Annotated in this window: 31 protein-coding genes; all 31 read left to right on the top strand. The window is 50.3% G+C overall.

What is annotated here, in order from left to right:
• Nucleotides 1-169, top strand: a 169-nt coding sequence (rpsJ, locus tag RDN69_RS03845) for a 30S ribosomal protein S10 (RefSeq protein ID WP_288218272.1), incomplete at its 5' end; no start/stop codon positions are given.
• Between the two features lie 14 nt (nucleotides 170-183).
• Nucleotides 184-825, top strand: a complete 642-nt coding sequence (rplC, locus tag RDN69_RS03840; RefSeq protein ID WP_024048883.1) for a 50S ribosomal protein L3 — start codon at nucleotides 184-186, stop codon at nucleotides 823-825.
• 21 nt (nucleotides 826-846) lie between these two features.
• Nucleotides 847-1,470, top strand: a complete 624-nt coding sequence (rplD, locus tag RDN69_RS03835) for a 50S ribosomal protein L4 (protein WP_024048884.1) — start codon at nucleotides 847-849, stop codon at nucleotides 1,468-1,470.
• Nucleotides 1,470-1,754 (top strand): 50S ribosomal protein L23, encoded by a 285-nt coding sequence (gene rplW, locus RDN69_RS03830; RefSeq protein WP_024048885.1) that lies wholly within the window; start codon nucleotides 1,470-1,472, stop codon nucleotides 1,752-1,754. Before rplD ends, rplW begins: the two co-directional genes overlap by 1 nt.
• A 25-nt stretch (nucleotides 1,755-1,779) precedes the next feature.
• Entirely contained in the window at nucleotides 1,780-2,607 is an 828-nt protein-coding gene (rplB, locus tag RDN69_RS03825) for a 50S ribosomal protein L2 (RefSeq protein ID WP_024048886.1), read from the top strand.
• 21 nt (nucleotides 2,608-2,628) lie between these two features.
• Nucleotides 2,629-2,910: a 30S ribosomal protein S19 gene (gene rpsS / locus RDN69_RS03820; protein WP_034440247.1), complete on the top strand. Its 282-nt coding sequence runs from the start codon at nucleotides 2,629-2,631 to the stop codon at nucleotides 2,908-2,910.
• A 10-nt stretch (nucleotides 2,911-2,920) separates the two neighbouring features.
• Nucleotides 2,921-3,256, top strand: coding sequence for a 50S ribosomal protein L22 (gene rplV, locus RDN69_RS03815; RefSeq protein ID WP_024048888.1), 336 nt, complete (start codon nucleotides 2,921-2,923; stop codon nucleotides 3,254-3,256).
• Between the two features lie 14 nt (nucleotides 3,257-3,270).
• Nucleotides 3,271-4,065 carry a 30S ribosomal protein S3 gene (gene rpsC, locus RDN69_RS03810; protein ID WP_024048889.1) on the top strand — a complete coding sequence of 265 codons (795 nt, stop codon included), beginning with the start codon at nucleotides 3,271-3,273 and terminating at the stop codon, nucleotides 4,063-4,065.
• Complete coding sequence (gene rplP / locus RDN69_RS03805) at nucleotides 4,065-4,496, top strand: 50S ribosomal protein L16 (RefSeq protein WP_024048890.1); 432 nt, start codon at nucleotides 4,065-4,067, stop codon at nucleotides 4,494-4,496. Before rpsC ends, rplP begins: the two co-directional genes overlap by 1 nt.
• On the top strand, nucleotides 4,496-4,690 hold the full coding sequence (rpmC, locus tag RDN69_RS03800; protein ID WP_024048891.1) for a 50S ribosomal protein L29: 195 nt from the start codon (nucleotides 4,496-4,498) through the stop codon (nucleotides 4,688-4,690). Before rplP ends, rpmC begins: the two co-directional genes overlap by 1 nt.
• A gap of 23 nt (nucleotides 4,691-4,713) precedes the next feature.
• The gene (rpsQ, locus tag RDN69_RS03795; RefSeq protein WP_024048892.1) at nucleotides 4,714-4,974 is read left to right on the top strand and encodes a 30S ribosomal protein S17; all 261 of its coding nucleotides are present in this window, start codon (nucleotides 4,714-4,716) and stop codon (nucleotides 4,972-4,974) included.
• A gap of 24 nt (nucleotides 4,975-4,998) precedes the next feature.
• Nucleotides 4,999-5,367, top strand: coding sequence for a 50S ribosomal protein L14 (gene rplN, locus RDN69_RS03790; protein ID WP_024048893.1), 369 nt, complete (start codon nucleotides 4,999-5,001; stop codon nucleotides 5,365-5,367).
• Nucleotides 5,368-5,394: 27 nt separating this feature from the next.
• Complete coding sequence (gene rplX, locus RDN69_RS03785; protein ID WP_184327570.1) at nucleotides 5,395-5,715, top strand: 50S ribosomal protein L24; 321 nt, start codon at nucleotides 5,395-5,397, stop codon at nucleotides 5,713-5,715.
• A 21-nt stretch (nucleotides 5,716-5,736) separates the two neighbouring features.
• The gene (gene rplE, locus RDN69_RS03780) at nucleotides 5,737-6,276 is read left to right on the top strand and encodes a 50S ribosomal protein L5 (RefSeq protein WP_024048895.1); all 540 of its coding nucleotides are present in this window, start codon (nucleotides 5,737-5,739) and stop codon (nucleotides 6,274-6,276) included.
• An 18-nt stretch (nucleotides 6,277-6,294) separates the two neighbouring features.
• Nucleotides 6,295-6,564 (top strand): 30S ribosomal protein S14, encoded by a 270-nt coding sequence (rpsN, locus tag RDN69_RS03775; RefSeq protein WP_024048896.1) that lies wholly within the window; start codon nucleotides 6,295-6,297, stop codon nucleotides 6,562-6,564.
• 29 nt (nucleotides 6,565-6,593) lie between these two features.
• Nucleotides 6,594-6,992 carry a 30S ribosomal protein S8 gene (gene rpsH / locus RDN69_RS03770; RefSeq protein WP_024048897.1) on the top strand — a complete coding sequence of 133 codons (399 nt, stop codon included), beginning with the start codon at nucleotides 6,594-6,596 and terminating at the stop codon, nucleotides 6,990-6,992.
• Between the two features lie 15 nt (nucleotides 6,993-7,007).
• Nucleotides 7,008-7,547, top strand: a complete 540-nt coding sequence (gene rplF / locus RDN69_RS03765; protein ID WP_288218271.1) for a 50S ribosomal protein L6 — start codon at nucleotides 7,008-7,010, stop codon at nucleotides 7,545-7,547.
• Nucleotides 7,548-7,567: 20 nt separating this feature from the next.
• A complete protein-coding gene (rplR, locus tag RDN69_RS03760; protein WP_024048899.1) occupies nucleotides 7,568-7,933 on the top strand; it encodes a 50S ribosomal protein L18 in 366 nt (121 codons plus the stop codon).
• A 19-nt stretch (nucleotides 7,934-7,952) separates the two neighbouring features.
• Entirely contained in the window at nucleotides 7,953-8,453 is a 501-nt protein-coding gene (gene rpsE, locus RDN69_RS03755) for a 30S ribosomal protein S5 (RefSeq protein WP_024048900.1), read from the top strand.
• A gap of 8 nt (nucleotides 8,454-8,461) precedes the next feature.
• Entirely contained in the window at nucleotides 8,462-8,650 is a 189-nt protein-coding gene (rpmD, locus tag RDN69_RS03750; protein WP_353867020.1) for a 50S ribosomal protein L30, read from the top strand.
• 12 nt (nucleotides 8,651-8,662) lie between these two features.
• Complete coding sequence (rplO, locus tag RDN69_RS03745) at nucleotides 8,663-9,103, top strand: 50S ribosomal protein L15 (protein ID WP_024048902.1); 441 nt, start codon at nucleotides 8,663-8,665, stop codon at nucleotides 9,101-9,103.
• Nucleotides 9,103-10,365 carry a preprotein translocase subunit SecY gene (gene secY, locus RDN69_RS03740; RefSeq protein WP_024048903.1) on the top strand — a complete coding sequence of 421 codons (1,263 nt, stop codon included), beginning with the start codon at nucleotides 9,103-9,105 and terminating at the stop codon, nucleotides 10,363-10,365. Before rplO ends, secY begins: the two co-directional genes overlap by 1 nt.
• Before the next feature lie 13 nt (nucleotides 10,366-10,378).
• The gene (locus RDN69_RS03735; RefSeq protein ID WP_024048904.1) at nucleotides 10,379-11,035 is read left to right on the top strand and encodes an adenylate kinase; all 657 of its coding nucleotides are present in this window, start codon (nucleotides 10,379-10,381) and stop codon (nucleotides 11,033-11,035) included.
• Complete coding sequence (gene map, locus RDN69_RS03730) at nucleotides 11,032-11,784, top strand: type I methionyl aminopeptidase (protein ID WP_024048905.1); 753 nt, start codon at nucleotides 11,032-11,034, stop codon at nucleotides 11,782-11,784. The genes RDN69_RS03735 and map overlap by 4 nt, the downstream gene beginning before the upstream one ends.
• On the top strand, nucleotides 11,781-12,101 hold the full coding sequence (locus tag RDN69_RS03725; RefSeq protein ID WP_034440250.1) for a KOW domain-containing RNA-binding protein: 321 nt from the start codon (nucleotides 11,781-11,783) through the stop codon (nucleotides 12,099-12,101). The genes map and RDN69_RS03725 overlap by 4 nt, the downstream gene beginning before the upstream one ends.
• A complete protein-coding gene (gene infA, locus RDN69_RS03720) occupies nucleotides 12,079-12,297 on the top strand; it encodes a translation initiation factor IF-1 (protein WP_024048907.1) in 219 nt (72 codons plus the stop codon). The genes RDN69_RS03725 and infA overlap by 23 nt, the downstream gene beginning before the upstream one ends.
• 23 nt (nucleotides 12,298-12,320) lie before the next feature.
• Nucleotides 12,321-12,434 carry a 50S ribosomal protein L36 gene (gene rpmJ, locus RDN69_RS03715; protein ID WP_024048908.1) on the top strand — a complete coding sequence of 38 codons (114 nt, stop codon included), beginning with the start codon at nucleotides 12,321-12,323 and terminating at the stop codon, nucleotides 12,432-12,434.
• A gap of 20 nt (nucleotides 12,435-12,454) precedes the next feature.
• Complete coding sequence (rpsM, locus tag RDN69_RS03710; protein WP_024048909.1) at nucleotides 12,455-12,820, top strand: 30S ribosomal protein S13; 366 nt, start codon at nucleotides 12,455-12,457, stop codon at nucleotides 12,818-12,820.
• Nucleotides 12,821-12,842: 22 nt separating this feature from the next.
• Nucleotides 12,843-13,226, top strand: a complete 384-nt coding sequence (gene rpsK / locus RDN69_RS03705) for a 30S ribosomal protein S11 (RefSeq protein ID WP_024048910.1) — start codon at nucleotides 12,843-12,845, stop codon at nucleotides 13,224-13,226.
• A gap of 46 nt (nucleotides 13,227-13,272) precedes the next feature.
• Entirely contained in the window at nucleotides 13,273-14,253 is a 981-nt protein-coding gene (locus tag RDN69_RS03700) for a DNA-directed RNA polymerase subunit alpha (protein ID WP_288218270.1), read from the top strand.
• Between the two features lie 12 nt (nucleotides 14,254-14,265).
• Nucleotides 14,266-14,604, top strand: coding sequence for a 50S ribosomal protein L17 (gene rplQ, locus RDN69_RS03695; RefSeq protein WP_024048912.1), 339 nt, complete (start codon nucleotides 14,266-14,268; stop codon nucleotides 14,602-14,604).
• Nucleotides 14,605-14,662: the final 58 nt, after the last annotated feature.

The raw sequence follows: 14,662 nt of genomic DNA, 5'->3' as shown, positions 1-14,662 counted from the left end.
GATCTATACTATTTTGCGTTCGCCGCACGTTAATAAAGACAGCCGCGAACAATTCGAGATGCGCACTCATAAGCGCCTGATCGATATTTTGGAACCGTCGAGCAAAACGGCGGACGCGTTGATGCGGTTGGAATTGCCGGCCGGCGTCAATATTGAAATCAAATTATAAAAGGAGGTGCGAACATGTCGAAAGCTATTTTGGGAAAAAAGTTAGGAATGACGCAAGTCTTCACTGAAGCAGGACAGCTCGTTCCGGTGACCGTTGTCGAAGCGACACCGAGCGTTGTTGTACGCGTAAAGACCGATGAAACCGACGGCTACCAGGCGATTCAGCTGGGCTACGGCGACATCAAAGAAAAACATTTGACCAAACCGATGCAGGGGCAGTTTGACAAAGCGGGCGTTACCCCGGTCAAATATCTCCGTGAACTGCGCTTACAAGAAGCAGGCGATTACACGGTCGGCCAAACTCTGGCAGCGGATATATTCGCAGCGGGAGATCTGGTGGACGTGATTGGTACCAGCAAAGGCAAAGGCTTCGCTGGTGGCATCAAACGCCATAACTTTTCGCGTGGACCGGAATCTCACGGCTCCAAATCGCACCGCGAACCGGGTTCCATGGGAGCCATGACATCCGGTGGCGGCGGTATTGTATTAAAAGGCAAAAAACTCCCGGGACAAATGGGCGGTAATCAATCGACTGTGCAGCGTCTGGAAGTGGTTCGTGTGGACACCGACCGCAACATCTTATTGATCAAAGGCGGTATCCCCGGAGCCAAGGGAAGTTTAGTTATGGTTCGCAGCACAGTGAAACCGAACAAATAAGTCGGAAGGGAGGATATATAAATGCCGAAAGTAACACTCTATGAAATGACCGGCGCGAAAGCCGGCGAAATAGAATTGCAAGACAGCGTATTTGCTGTGGATTACAACGAAGCGGTAATCCATGCGGCGATTGTACGCCAGCAGGCGAACGAACGTTTAGGTACGCATGCGACAAAAACGCGCGGCATGGTTCGTGGCGGCGGTAAAAAACCGTGGCGTCAGAAAGGAACCGGCCGGGCACGTGTAGGTAGCATCCGTTCCCCGTTGTGGGTCGGCGGCGGTACTATTTTCGGACCGCAGCCGCGCAGCTATGTGAAAGCGATGCCGCGGAAACAAAGGCGTTTAGCGATCAAATCCGCGTTGAGCTACAAAGTCGCCAACGATGACGTGTTTGTCGTCAATCAGATCGAATTAGCGCAGCCGAAAACGAAGGAAGTATTGAACTTGCTCAATAACTTTGAAATCGGCAACGATAAAGCGCTCATCATTACGGAAGGGGACGCCATTTTGGAACGTTGCGCACGCAACATTCAAGGCGTCAAGGCGATGCCTGTCACCGCACTCAATATCTATGATATCGTGCATTACACTAAACTCTTCATCACCGAGGGCGCTGTCAAACAGCTCGAGGAGGTGCTGGCATAATGAATGCACGCGATATTTTAATCAAACCGATTGTTACGGAAAAATCTACGGCATTAATGGCGGAAGGTAAATACACCTTCAAAGTGCCCCTCAATGCCAACAAATACCAGATTCGTGATGCAGTCGAAGAAATTTTCAATGTGAAAGTCGCCGCGGTAAGCACTATGCGTATGGAAGGCAAGAAAAAACGCATGGGCCGTTTCGAAGGTAAGCGCAGCGATTGGAAAAAAGCAATCGTCACGCTTAAAGAGGGCGAAACGATCGAATTGTTCGAAGGCGTGTAAGCGTCTGATTTAAGGAGGCACTATAATGGCTTACAAATCGTTCAAACCGTACACCCCCGGGCGTCGGTTTATGACCGTATCGGCCTTCGAAGGAGTCACCAAAGCGGAACCGGAAAAATCGCTTCTGGCGCCGGTGACCAGAAAAGGCGGCCGAAACAATACGGGAAAGATGACCGTTCGCCATCAGGGCGGCGGCCATAAACGTCGGTACCGTTTGATTGACTTCAAACGTACGAAAGATAATGTACCGGCAAAAGTTGCGGCGATCGAATACGATCCGAACCGCACCTGCTTCATTGCTCTGTTGAACTATGCGGACGGTGAAAAACGTTATATCTTGGCGCCGCAGGGCTTGAAAGTCGGCGACATGGTGGAAAGCGGTCCGGAATCCGATATCAAAGTGGGCAACGCATTGCCGCTGGTGAATATCCCGATCGGTACCCAGGTCCACAACATCGAACTGAAAATCGGCAAGGGCGGCCAGATGGTCCGCAGCGCCGGCGCCTCAGCGCAGCTGATGGCGAAAGAAGGTAAATACGCGTTACTGCGTCTGCCGAGCGGCGAAGTTCGCCGTGTCTTGGTAGACTGCCGTGCGACCGTTGGTGTCGTAGGCAATGCCGAACACGAAAACATTACTATCGGTAAAGCCGGTCGTAATCGTTGGTTGGGCAAACGCCCGGCGAACCGCGGCGTTGTTATGAACCCGAACGACCATCCGCATGGCGGTGGTGAAGGTAAGTCCCCGGTCGGACGTAAACGTCCGGTTACTCCGTGGGGTAAACCGGCTTACGGCGTGAAGACGCGTAATAAGAAAAAAGCATCCAGTCGGATGATCGTCAATCGACGCAAGTAATGGAAGGAAGGGGAAACAAGAGTGTCCAGATCAATAAAAAAAGGACCGTTTGTTGCGGATCACTTGGAAAAGAAGATCGCTGCAATGAACGCTTCGGATGAGAAAAAAGTAGTCAAAACTTGGTCCCGGGCTTCGACCATCTTGCCGGACTTTGTCGGTCACACGATCGCTGTCCATGACGGCCGTAAACACGTGCCGGTCTATATTACGGAAGATATGGTCGGCCATAAGCTCGGTGAATTTGCACCGACCCGTTTGTTCCGCGGTCACAACAAGAGCGACAAAGCGACGGAATTGCAATAAGGAGGAGAAAATGGAAGTAAGAGCATTTACTAACAACATCCGCATTTCGCCTCGTAAAGTACGCATTGTCGTTGACCTGATTCGCGGTAAAAACTGCGGTGAAGCATTGGCAATTCTTGCGCACACGCCGAAACGCGCCTCGAAAGTGGTTGAAAAGACCCTGCGCAGCGCGATGGCAAATGCAGAAAATAATCATGATTTAAATGTAGATAAACTGTATGTATCGACAGCCTTTGTCGATGCCGGTCCGACTCTGAAACGGATTCACCCGCGCAGCCGGGGACAGGCATTCAGCATTTTCAAACGCACGAGTCAATTGACCGTGAAAGTATCCGAAAGAGAATAAAGGAGGGAAATGGTGTGGGTCAGAAAGTAAATCCCCATGGAATGCGTGTTGGCATCATCAAAGATTGGGATACCAAATGGTATGCAGAAAAAGATTATGCAAAGCTTTTGATTGAAGATACGAAGATTCGTCGCTTCCTGAAGAAACATCTCTTCATCGCGGGCATCTCGCGTATTGAAATCGAACGCACGTTAAAGCGCATTAAATTAACGATCTATGCGGCAAAACCGGGCATGGTTATTGGCCGCGGCGGCGCCGGTATCGAAGACATCAAAAAAGCCATGTCTCGTTTCACGACGCAGGAAGTGGATGTCAATATTAAAGAAGTTAAGAGTGCGGAACTGGACGCAACCTTGGTTGCGGAAAATATCGCATCTCAGCTGGAACGCCGTATTGCGTTCCGCCGTGCTATGAAACAGGCAGTCGGCCGTACGATGCGGTTCGGCGCTAAAGGAATTAAGGTTCTTTTGGGCGGCCGTTTGGGCGGTGCAGAAATTGCCCGTTCGGAAGGCTACCATGAAGGATCGATTCCGCTGCACACATTGCGCGCCAACATCGACTACGGTGTGGCAACGGCACAGACCACCTATGGTGCGATCGGTGTCAAAGTATGGATTTATAAAGGCGAAATTATGCCGGGCGAAATGGTCAATAAAGACGAAAATGTACGCGAAAACCGTGGCGGTAAAGAACGTCGCACAGGCGATCGCCGTAACAACCGTCGAGGCCATCGCGGCGGCCGCAACGAACGCGGCGAACGTCGTGACAACGATCGGCAACCGAACAACGCAGAAAGGAGCGAAGCCTAATGCTAATCCCGAAGCGTGTAAAATATCGTAAACAATTTCGCGGTCGTATGAAAGGCAGAGCGCACCGCGGTAATAAAGTATCCCACGGCGAATTTGGTTTAGTTGCCTTGGAACCGGCTTGGATTACCAACCGACAAATCGAAGCAGCTCGTATTGCCATGACGCGCTACATCAAACGTGGCGGCCAAGTGTGGATCAAAATTTTCCCGGATAAGCCGGTTTCCAAGAAACCTGCCGAAACTCGTATGGGTAAAGGTAAAGGCGCTCCGGAATATTGGGTTTCTGTTGTCCGCCCGGGCCGTGTGATGTTTGAAATGGCAGGCGTCACCCCGGAAATCGCTAAAGAAGCGATGCGATTGGCCTCGCATAAACTTCCGATCAAAACGAAGTTTGTCGTCAAGGGCGAAGAAGAAGTGGCAGGTGACAACTAATGAAGGTACAAGAAATTCGGAATTTGTCCGCCGAGGAAATGAACGAAAAAATCGCCGGTCTGAAGGAAGAATTATTCAACCTCCGTTTTCAGCATGCGACCGGCCAGTTGGAAAATCCGATGCGTTTGCGTGAAGTGAAGAAAACCATTGCCCGGATTAAAACCGTGCAACGGGAAGCAGAATTGAAAGCGTAAGCGTAAATCGTAAAGGAGGAACCGTGGTGGAAGAAAGAAACGTACGCAAATCACGTGTCGGCAAAGTCGTCAGTGACAAAATGGACAAAACCGTTGTTGTTGCTGTAGATCGTAAAGTGCCGCACAAAAAATACAATAAGCCGCTCACATCGACGAAGCGGTATAAAGCGCACGACGAAAACAACGAATGCAAAGTCGGTGATACCGTGCGCATCGTCGAAACGCGCCCGATTTCGAAAGATAAATGCTGGCGTGTAACGAAGATTATTGCCCGTGCCGAATAATTCGGTAGAAAGAGGAGGAACACGATGATACAGCAAGAAACTCGCTTAAACGTGGCTGATAACACGGGCGCCAAAGACATCTTGTGCATCAAGGTACTGGGAGGATCATTCCGGCGCTACGCGAATATCGGTGATGTAATCGTTGCTTCGGTAAAAGATGCATCACCCGGTGGCGTTGTCAAGAAAGGTGAAGTGGTTAAGGCCGTAGTCGTTCGTACGAAGAAAGGTTTACGTCGCAACGATGGCTCCTACATTCGCTTTGACGAAAATGCAGCCGTTATTATTAAAGATGATAAGAGCCCGCGTGGGACTCGTATTTTTGGACCGGTAGCTCGTGAGCTTCGTGATAAGAACTTCATGAAGATTATTTCGCTCGCACCGGAAGTACTGTAAGGAGGTGCGGATATGAGCAAACGTAAACTGCAAGTCAAAACCGGTGATACCGTCATGATCATTGCCGGCAAAGACAAAGGCAAAACGGGTAAAATCATTGCCGCACAGCCGGCCAAAGATCGCGTCATTGTGGAAGGTCTGAACCAAGTCAAACGGCACACCAAGCCGAACCAGGCCAATCCGCAAGGAGGCATTATCACGAAAGAAGCACCGATTCATGTCTCCAACGTCATGGTCATCGATCCGAAGACCAAAGAACCGAGCCGCATTAAAAAAGTACAGCAAAAAGACGGCAGCTACGTTCGTGCGACCGTTAAAAGCGACTCGATTATCGACAACGTAAAATAATACGAAAGGAGGACGAATTCGGTGTCTCGTTTAAAAGATTTCTACAATTCCCAGATCAAAAATGATCTGCGTGAAAAATTCAACTATAAAAACGTAATGGAAATTCCGAAATTGGAAAAAATCGTCATCAACATCGGTGTCGGTGAAGCCGTTGCGAACTCCAAAGCATTGGATGCCGCGGTGAACGACCTGACGGCGATCGCCGGTCAGAAACCGATCATTACGCGTGCGAAAAAATCCATTGCGAACTTCAAAATTCGTGAAAACATGCCGATCGGCTGCAAAGTTACGCTGCGCGGCGAAAAAATGTACGAATTCCTGGATAAATTGATCAATATTGCGATTCCTCGCGTCCGCGACTTTCGTGGCGTGCGCGCGACCAGCTTTGACGGTCGCGGCAACTACAGTTTGGGCATTAAGGAACAATTGATTTTCCCGGAAATCGACTACGATAAAATTGACCAAGTACGCGGCATGGACATCATTATGGTGACCAGCGCGAAGACTGACGAAGAAGCGCGTGAACTTTTGCGTGCCTTCGGTATGCCGTTTAAAAAATAAGACAAAGGAGGAAGTATAATGGCGAAAAAGTCCATGATTGAACGTGAAAAGAAACGCCGTAAAATGGTGGAAAAATACGCGGCAAAACGCGCCGAGCTGAAAGCTAAAGGCGACTATGCAGCGTTGAGCAAACTCCCCAAGGATGCTTCCCCGACACGCTTGCACAATCGGTGCCTTCTGACCGGACGTCCGCATGGTTACATGCGTAAGTTCGGCGTGAGTCGAATCGTTTTCCGCGATTTGGCATATGAAGGTGAAATCCCTGGCGTGAAAAAAGCCAGCTGGTAACGATTGTCCGTGGGAGGAGGTAAACTAATATGGGAATGACCGATCCGATTGCGGATATGTTAACGCGCATTCGCAACGCCAACTCGGCGCTGCACGCGAAAGTGGATATGCCCGCTTCGAAAAAGAAAGCTGCTATACTGGACATTCTGGCCCAAGAAGGCTACATCCACGGATATGAAACTGTGGAAGAAGAAGGCCATCCGGTATTGCGCGTCACATTGAAATATGGCGCGAATAAAGAAAAAGTAATCACGGGTCTCAAACGTATTTCGAAACCCGGCTTGAAAGTGTATGCAAAGAAGGACGAATTACCCCGCGTTCTCGGTGGTTTGGGAATTGCAGTAATTTCGACGTCCAAAGGCGTAATGAGCGATCGTAAAGCCCGTCAGGCTGGTCTTGGCGGCGAAGTTATCGCTTACGTCTGGTAAGTGAGGAGGTAACGCATGTCACGTATTGGGAATCAACCGATTGCCATTCCGAACGGAGTGGACATCACCTTGGACGGACATACCCTCACTGTCAAAGGACCGAAGGGTACATTGTCCCACAAACTGCCGCAGTCAATGCAGGTGGAAGTCACCGCAGACGAAGTGAAAGTTACGCGTCCGTCGGATGACAAAGAACATAAATCGTTGCACGGTCTGACCCGTTCGCTGATCAACAACATGGTGATCGGTGTTACGGAAGGCTACTCGAAGACGCTTGAAATCGTCGGCGTCGGCTATCGTGCCGCGATGAAAGGTAAAAACTTGAACTTGACACTCGGTTTTTCGCACCCTGTCATCATGGAACCGCCGGCGGGGATCGAATTTGAAACCCCGGAACCGACGAAAATCATCGTCAAAGGTGCGGATAAAGAAGTCGTCGGCCAAGTCGCTGCAGAAATTCGCGACTGGCGTAAACCGGAGCCGTATAAAGGCAAAGGTGTTCGCTACGAAGGTGAACACGTACGTCGTAAAGCCGGCAAGACCGGTGCGAAATAGTTCGGAAGGGAGTGGACAAGTTGCGTAACAATTTACGAAATAAAGCACGTCAACGCCGTCATGCTCGTTTGCGTCGGCATATTGCCGGCACGGCCGAACGTCCTCGCTTGAATGTCTATCGCAGCCTTGCTAACATTTACGCGCAGATTATTGACGATACCAAAGGTACTACTTTGGTAGCGGCAAGTTCTCTGGATGCGGAAGTGAAAGAAGCTCATGCCTACGGCGGGAACGTCGAAGCGGCGAAAGCGGTTGGTGAACTGATCGCCAAACGCGCGCAGGAAAAAGGCGTGAAAGAAGTAGTCTTTGACCGCGGCGGCCAGATTTATCACGGTCGTATTGCGGCGTTAGCAGAAGGTGCCCGCGAGGGCGGCTTGACATTCTAAGCAAAGGAGGAAACGGTAGATGGCAAGATTTGAAAAGAAAGAATCGGATCTGCAAGAGAAGGTCGTCTTTATCAATCGCGTAGCGAAAGTTGTTAAAGGCGGTACCCGTTTTTCCTTCAGCGCTCTCGTCGTTGTAGGCGACGGTAAAGGTAACGTTGGCGCGGGCATGGGAAAAGCAAAAGAAGTTCCCGAAGCGATCCGCAAAGGCGTAGCAGATGCGAAGAAAAACATGGTTGCAGTTCACTTGAAAAACGGTACGATCCCGTATGCCGTCACAGGCATTTGCGGTGCGGGCCGCGTTTTCTTGAAACCGGCCGCAGAAGGTACCGGCGTTATCGCCGGCGGTCCTGTGCGTGTGGTCTTGGAACTCGCCGGGGTACGAAATATTTTAACGAAATCGATTGGTTCGGCAAACCCGATGAACATGGTCAAAGCGACTATCAACGGTTTGCTCGATCTCAAACGCGCGGAAGATATTGCGGCGTTGCGCGGCAAATCCGTCGAAGAATTGTATAACTAAGGAGGCGGATGATGGCTAAGAAAGTTCAGATTCAATTGAAGAAAAGTCTGATCGGTTCGAACCAGACGCAGCGACAGACGGTCAAAGCACTGGGATTGAAGAAGACGAATTCCGTCGTCACCCAGGAATTGACCCCGCAAATTGAAGGCATGATTCACCGAGTACGTCACTTGGTGGAAGTTACAGACGCAGAATAAGGAGGTGCAAACATGAAACTTCATGAACTGAGCCCCAACGAGGGTTCTCGCAAAGCACGTCGCCGTGTTGGTCGCGGTCTCGGAAGCGGCATGGGCAAAACCTCCACGCGTGGTACGAAAGGTCTTTACTCGCGTTCGGGCGGCGGTGTTCGTCCGGGCTTTGAAGGCGGCCAGATGCCGTTATATCGTCGGTTGCCGAAGCGCGGTTTTACGAATATTCACGCTAAAAACTATGCAGAAGTGAATATCAGCCAACTCAATCGGTTTGAAGCGGGCGACGTTGTCGATCCGGTCAGCTTGATTGAAAAAGGCATCCTGAAGAATGTACGCGATGGAGTACGTATCCTCGGTAACGGCGAACTGGACAAAGCGGTTACTGTCAAAGCGCACGGTTTTACAAAGACGGCGCAGGAAAAAATCGAAGCAGCCGGCGGTAAAGTCGAGGTGCTCTAATGCTCGAAAAACTTTCGAACATATTTCAGATTTCCGAATTACGGAACCGACTGATTTATACGTTCGTTATGTTTATGGTGTTCCGCGCCGGGATTCATATTCCGGTACCGGGCGTTGACGCCTCGGTGATCGAACATCTTTTTTCGAGCGGCAGCCTGTTCGGTTTTTTGGATTTATTTGCCGGCGGTGCCTTGAGTAAGTTTTCCATTTTTGCGATGAGTATTACCCCGTACATCAACGCATCGATTATCATGCAGTTGTTGACGGCGGTTGTACCTGTTTTTGAAGAGTGGAAAAAAGACGGCCAGGACGGCTTTAAAAAAATTCAGAAAGTAACCCGTTACGGTACTGTAGTCTTGGCTTTGATCCAAGCCTTCGGTATGGCCTACGGTTTACGCGCCAATCAAGCATTGGTCGATAATAGCTATTTAGCGGTATTGATGATTACACTGACACTGACCGCGGGAACCTGTTTCCTGATGTGGGTTGGTGAACAGATTACGGAAAAAGGTGTCGGCAACGGCATTTCGTTAATCATCTTTGCCGGTATCGTGGCACGGATGCCGGCCGGCATCCAGGTCATTATGGAATACTTACGGACCGGTACCATCAATTTTTTCCAAGCCGGTTTGTTCGCTTTAATCGCGATTGTGATGATCGTGATTGTTGTCGCGGTAACGCAGGGTGCGCGTCGCATTCCCGTTCAGTATTCCAAACGAGTTGTCGGTCGTAAAATGTATGGCGGACACTCTTCACACTTGCCTTTGAAAGTCAATCAGGCCGGTGTTATTCCCATCATTTTCGCATCGTCGATTTTGATGTTGCCGATCACCCTGGCACAATTCATCAATGTCCCGTGGGTCAAAGAGATGGCGAATCTCTTTACTTGGGGAACGGTATTAAATACCGTACTGTATGCGATTTTGATTATTTTCTTTACCTACTTCTACACGGCGATCTCTGTCAATATTACGGATATTGCCGATAATATGAAAAAGTACGGTGGCTTTGTTCCCGGCATCCGTCCGGGTAAACCGACCGCTGATTACTTGGATCGCGTATTGACGCGGATCACACTCGCCGGCGCATTTTTCCTGGCGTTTGTGGCAGTACTTCCCAACATTTTGGGAAACATCACCGGCATTCAAGGTGTATACTTTGGTGGGACGGCTCTCTTGATCGTGGTAGGTGTCGCCCTGGATACAATGAAACAAATTGAATCGATGATGATTACGCGTCATTATGAAGGTTTCATGAAGTAAGGAGATGGGAACGATGTACATTTTGTTAATGGGACCGCCCGGCGCCGGTAAAGGTACGCAAGCGGAACGACTCATCGAAAAGTATGGGATTCCTCAAATTTCGACGGGCGATATGTTCCGCGCGGCCGTAAAAAACGGTACGCCGCTCGGTTTGGAAGCAAAAAAACACATGGATAACGGTACGCTGGTACCCGATGAAGTGACGATCGGCATTGTTCGCGAGCGCTTGGCGCAACCGGATGCGCGTGACGGCTTCATCTTGGACGGTTTCCCGCGTACGACGGCGCAGGCGGTAGCGTTGGATGCGATTCTGCGTGAACTTAATATCACGTTGGACGGCATTATCAACATTGCGGTTCCGAATGAAGAATTGGTCCGCCGCACCAGCGGTCGGCTGATTTGCCGCACATGTGGTGCGACGTATCATAAAGCGTTTAATCCGCCGCAAAAAGCCGGTGTCTGCGATAAAGACGGTGGCGAGTTGTACCAACGTGACGACGATCAGGAAGCGGTCGTCAAAGAACGTTTAGCCGTCTACGGACAACAGACCAAGCCCTTGATCGATTACTACAAAAACAACGGACATTATGTAGAAATTGACGGGCTGCAGGATATGGAAGACGTCTTCAAAGACATCGTTACCGCTTTGGAAAAGAAGGACGGACAATGATCATTCTGCGATCCGCCCGCGAGATCGAGCGCATTGCCGCTGCCGGCAAAATCGCCGCGCAGACATTGCAACTGCTCGCCAGTAAAGCGGTTCCCGGTATTTCTACCTGGGAACTGGATCAAATAGCGGAAGAATACATTGTTCAGCAAGGAGCCATTCCTGAATGCAAAGGGTATTACGGATTTCCGGGCTCGGTTTGTATTTCGGTGAATGAAGGCGTAGTGCATGGCATCCCCTCCAAACGAGTGATTCTCAAAGAGGGAGATATCGTCAGTCTGGATTTGGTGGTTACCAAAGACGGATTTATGGGCGATACTGCGATGACAGTGCCGGTTGGCGAGATCAGTCCGAAAACGCAACAGCTTTTGGACGTCACGCAGGGGGCGCTCGCAGCAGGCATCGCCGCTGCCGTAGTCGGCAACCATGTCGGTGATATCGGTCACGCGGTCTCGGCGTTTGTCGAGCCGTACCATTACGGCGTAGTTAAAGAATACGTCGGGCACGGTATCGGCACCGAAATGCATGCGGAACCGGAAGTACCGAATTACGGCACTCCGCACACCGGCGATCGGCTGGAGGCGGGGATGATTCTTTGTATCGAGCCGATGATCAATCTCGGCACCGCACAGGTGCGCACTTTAAAAGACGGCTGGACTGTCGTAACCAAGGATCGCAAACCGTCCGCTCACTTTGAGCATACGATTGCGATTACCGACGACGGCCCCCGCATTTTGACGGAGCGCTCATGACCGAAACCAGACCGCTCTCTCCTGGCACTATCGTTGAGGCGACTGCCGGACGCGAACGGGGACAATGGTTCGTGGTACTGCGTTGTCATGATGCCTCGTATGTGGAGCTTGCCGACGGACGCAAACGTCCGGTTGCACAGCCCAAAACAAAGAATCGTCGACATGTGCGCATACGCGTCGCCGCCGATTCGGATGCGGCCTATCGCCGCACGCATCCTCATTCGCCGTGGCGGGATGAAGAAATCCGCGCCGCGATTACCCAAGCAAAAGCTGCACTGCAAAAAGGAGGCTTTGATGAGCAAGGAAGATGTCATTGAAGTAGAGGGTAAAGTCGTTGAAGCGTTACCGAACGCCATGTTCAAAGTGAAGCTTGAAAACAGCCACATTGTTCTGGCGCATGTATCCGGTAAAATGCGGATGAATTTTATCCGTATCCTTCCGGGTGACCGAGTCACTTTGGAATTGACTCCGTACGATTTAAATCGGGGCCGGATCACCTATCGCTTCAAGTAAGACCCTGTTAAAGGAGGTTCAACATGAAAGTCAGACCGTCCGTAAAAAAGGTTTGCGATAAATGCAAAATTATTAAACGCAAAGGCCGTGTCATGGTCATTTGCGAAAACCCGAAACATAAACAACGTCAAGGATAAGAATAGGAGGTGGAGAGTAGATGGCACGTATAGCCGGTGTAGACTTACCCCGTGATAAGCGCGTTGAGATTGGCTTAACCTATATTTATGGTATCGGCCTCACTCTTTCCAAAAAGGTATTGGAAAAGACCGGTGTAAATCCGGATACGCGGGTCCGCGACCTCACTGAAGATGAAGTTGCGAAACTGCGTGAAGCTTTGGACGAATATAAAGTAGAAGGCGATCTGCGTCGTGAAGAATCGCTTAATATTAAACGTTTAGTGGAAATCAATTCGTATCGTGGTCGCCGTCACCGTGCAGGATTGCCGGTCAACGGTCAACGCACGAAAACGAATGCCCGTACACGCAAAGGTCCGAAGAAGACCATTGCCGGTAAAAAGAAATAAGAAGTAAAGGAGGGGACTTAAGTTGGCTAAAGCAAGAACCAAACGTAAAGAAAAGAAACACGTAGAGTCGGGGGCTGCACACATCCGCTCGACCTTCAATAACACGATCGTAACGATTACCGATACGAACGGCAACACCCTTTCCTGGGCTTCTGCCGGCGGATTAGGTTTCCGCGGATCTCGTAAAAGCACTCCCTTTGCTGCGCAAATGGCCGCTGAACAGGCAGCTAAAGCAGCGATGGAACAAGGCTTGCGGGAAGTAGAAGTATATGTAAAGGGGCCGGGATCCGGCCGTGAAGCCGCGATCCGTGCGCTGCAAGCAGCGGGCCTTGATGTCAACATGATTAAGGACGTAACACCGATTCCCCATAACGGTTGCCGCCCCCCGAAACGCAGACGTGTCTGAGCGTCTCTTTTGGGTGGTGTCAGTTGTATAGGAGGAGGTTTACCGCATGATAGAAGAGAAGAATTTTGACATCGAAACAGTCGAACTGTCGGCTGACGAACGGTACGGTAAATTTGTTTGTGAACCGCTGGATCGCGGTTACGGCATTACCTTGGGTAACAGCTTGCGGCGCGTTTTGCTGTCCTCATTGGACGGCGTCGCCATTACCTCCATTAAAATCGATGGCGTATTGCACGAATTCTCCACCATCCCCGGTGTCCGGGAAGACGTGACCGATATCATCCTGAACCTCAAAAAAGTGTGCTTTAAAGCACACAGCGAAGCGGAATTTCCGTTAGAAGTCCGGGTCGATATAGAAAAAGAAGGCCAATTCACGGCCGGCGACATCGTCGTTCCGTCGGAATTGGAAATCTTGAACAGCGATTTGCACATTGCCACACTCGACAACGATGCTCATGTGGTAATGATGCTTACCATTGATCGCGGTCACGGCTATGTGCCGGCGACGAAGAACAAGAGAGATGATGACGCGATCGGCGTCATCCCGATCGATTCGATTTTCTCGCCGATTTTGCGGGCGAACTACAAAGTAGAAGACACCCGCGTCGGCAACGAACTCGACTACGATAAAATGACATTGGAACTGACCACTGACGGCTCGATTGGAGCCAAGGACGCCGTAGCGAAAGCAGCGACCATCCTGGTCATGTACCTGCGTCATTTCCAAAACATCGCGACCGACCGTGATCTCATCGCTGTCAGCACGAACTTCGACAACGAAGAGGAAACGGCGACGGAACCGGAAATTGATTTCGAATCGATCCGTATTGAAGAATTGGAACTTTCCGTTCGGGCCTTCAACTGCCTGAAACGCGCCAATATCAATACGCTTGCGGACTTGCTCAAAAAGACCGAAGATGACTTAACGAAAGTACGCAACTTGGGTAAAAAATCGATTGAAGAAATCAAAGAACGCCTGACCGAATATGACGGTCACGGTTTGACCTTGAAACAAAAGGACGAATAGAGGAGGAAAAAAATGGCCTACAGCAAGTTGGGACGCAATACCGCAGCACGTAAAGCGTTGTTGCGCAACATGGTGACCTCCCTGCTCCAGCATGAACGCATTGAAACGACGGAAACGAAAGCAAAAGAACTGCGGCGCGTAGCGGATCAGATGATTACGCTCGGCAAACGTGGTGATTTACATGCCCGTCGTCAAGCTTTAGCTTTCATCATGGATGAAGGGATTGTATCCAAACTGTTCGGCGAAATTGCTGAAAAGTACGCTGACCGTGAAGGCGGTTACACACGCGTGCTGAAAATCGGCCCCCGTAAAGGGGACGCCGCTCCGATGGCAATCATCGAGTTGGTATAATGAATCCTTCGCGGATATGGGCTTTGACGTGGATATCGGACCTTTGTTCCAAACTCCA

The organism is uncultured Negativicoccus sp., from assembly GCF_902480485.1.
Taxonomy (GTDB): Bacteria; Bacillota; Negativicutes; order Veillonellales; family Negativicoccaceae; genus Negativicoccus; species Negativicoccus succinicivorans.
This window is presented reverse-complemented; position numbering and strand designations above follow the sequence as displayed.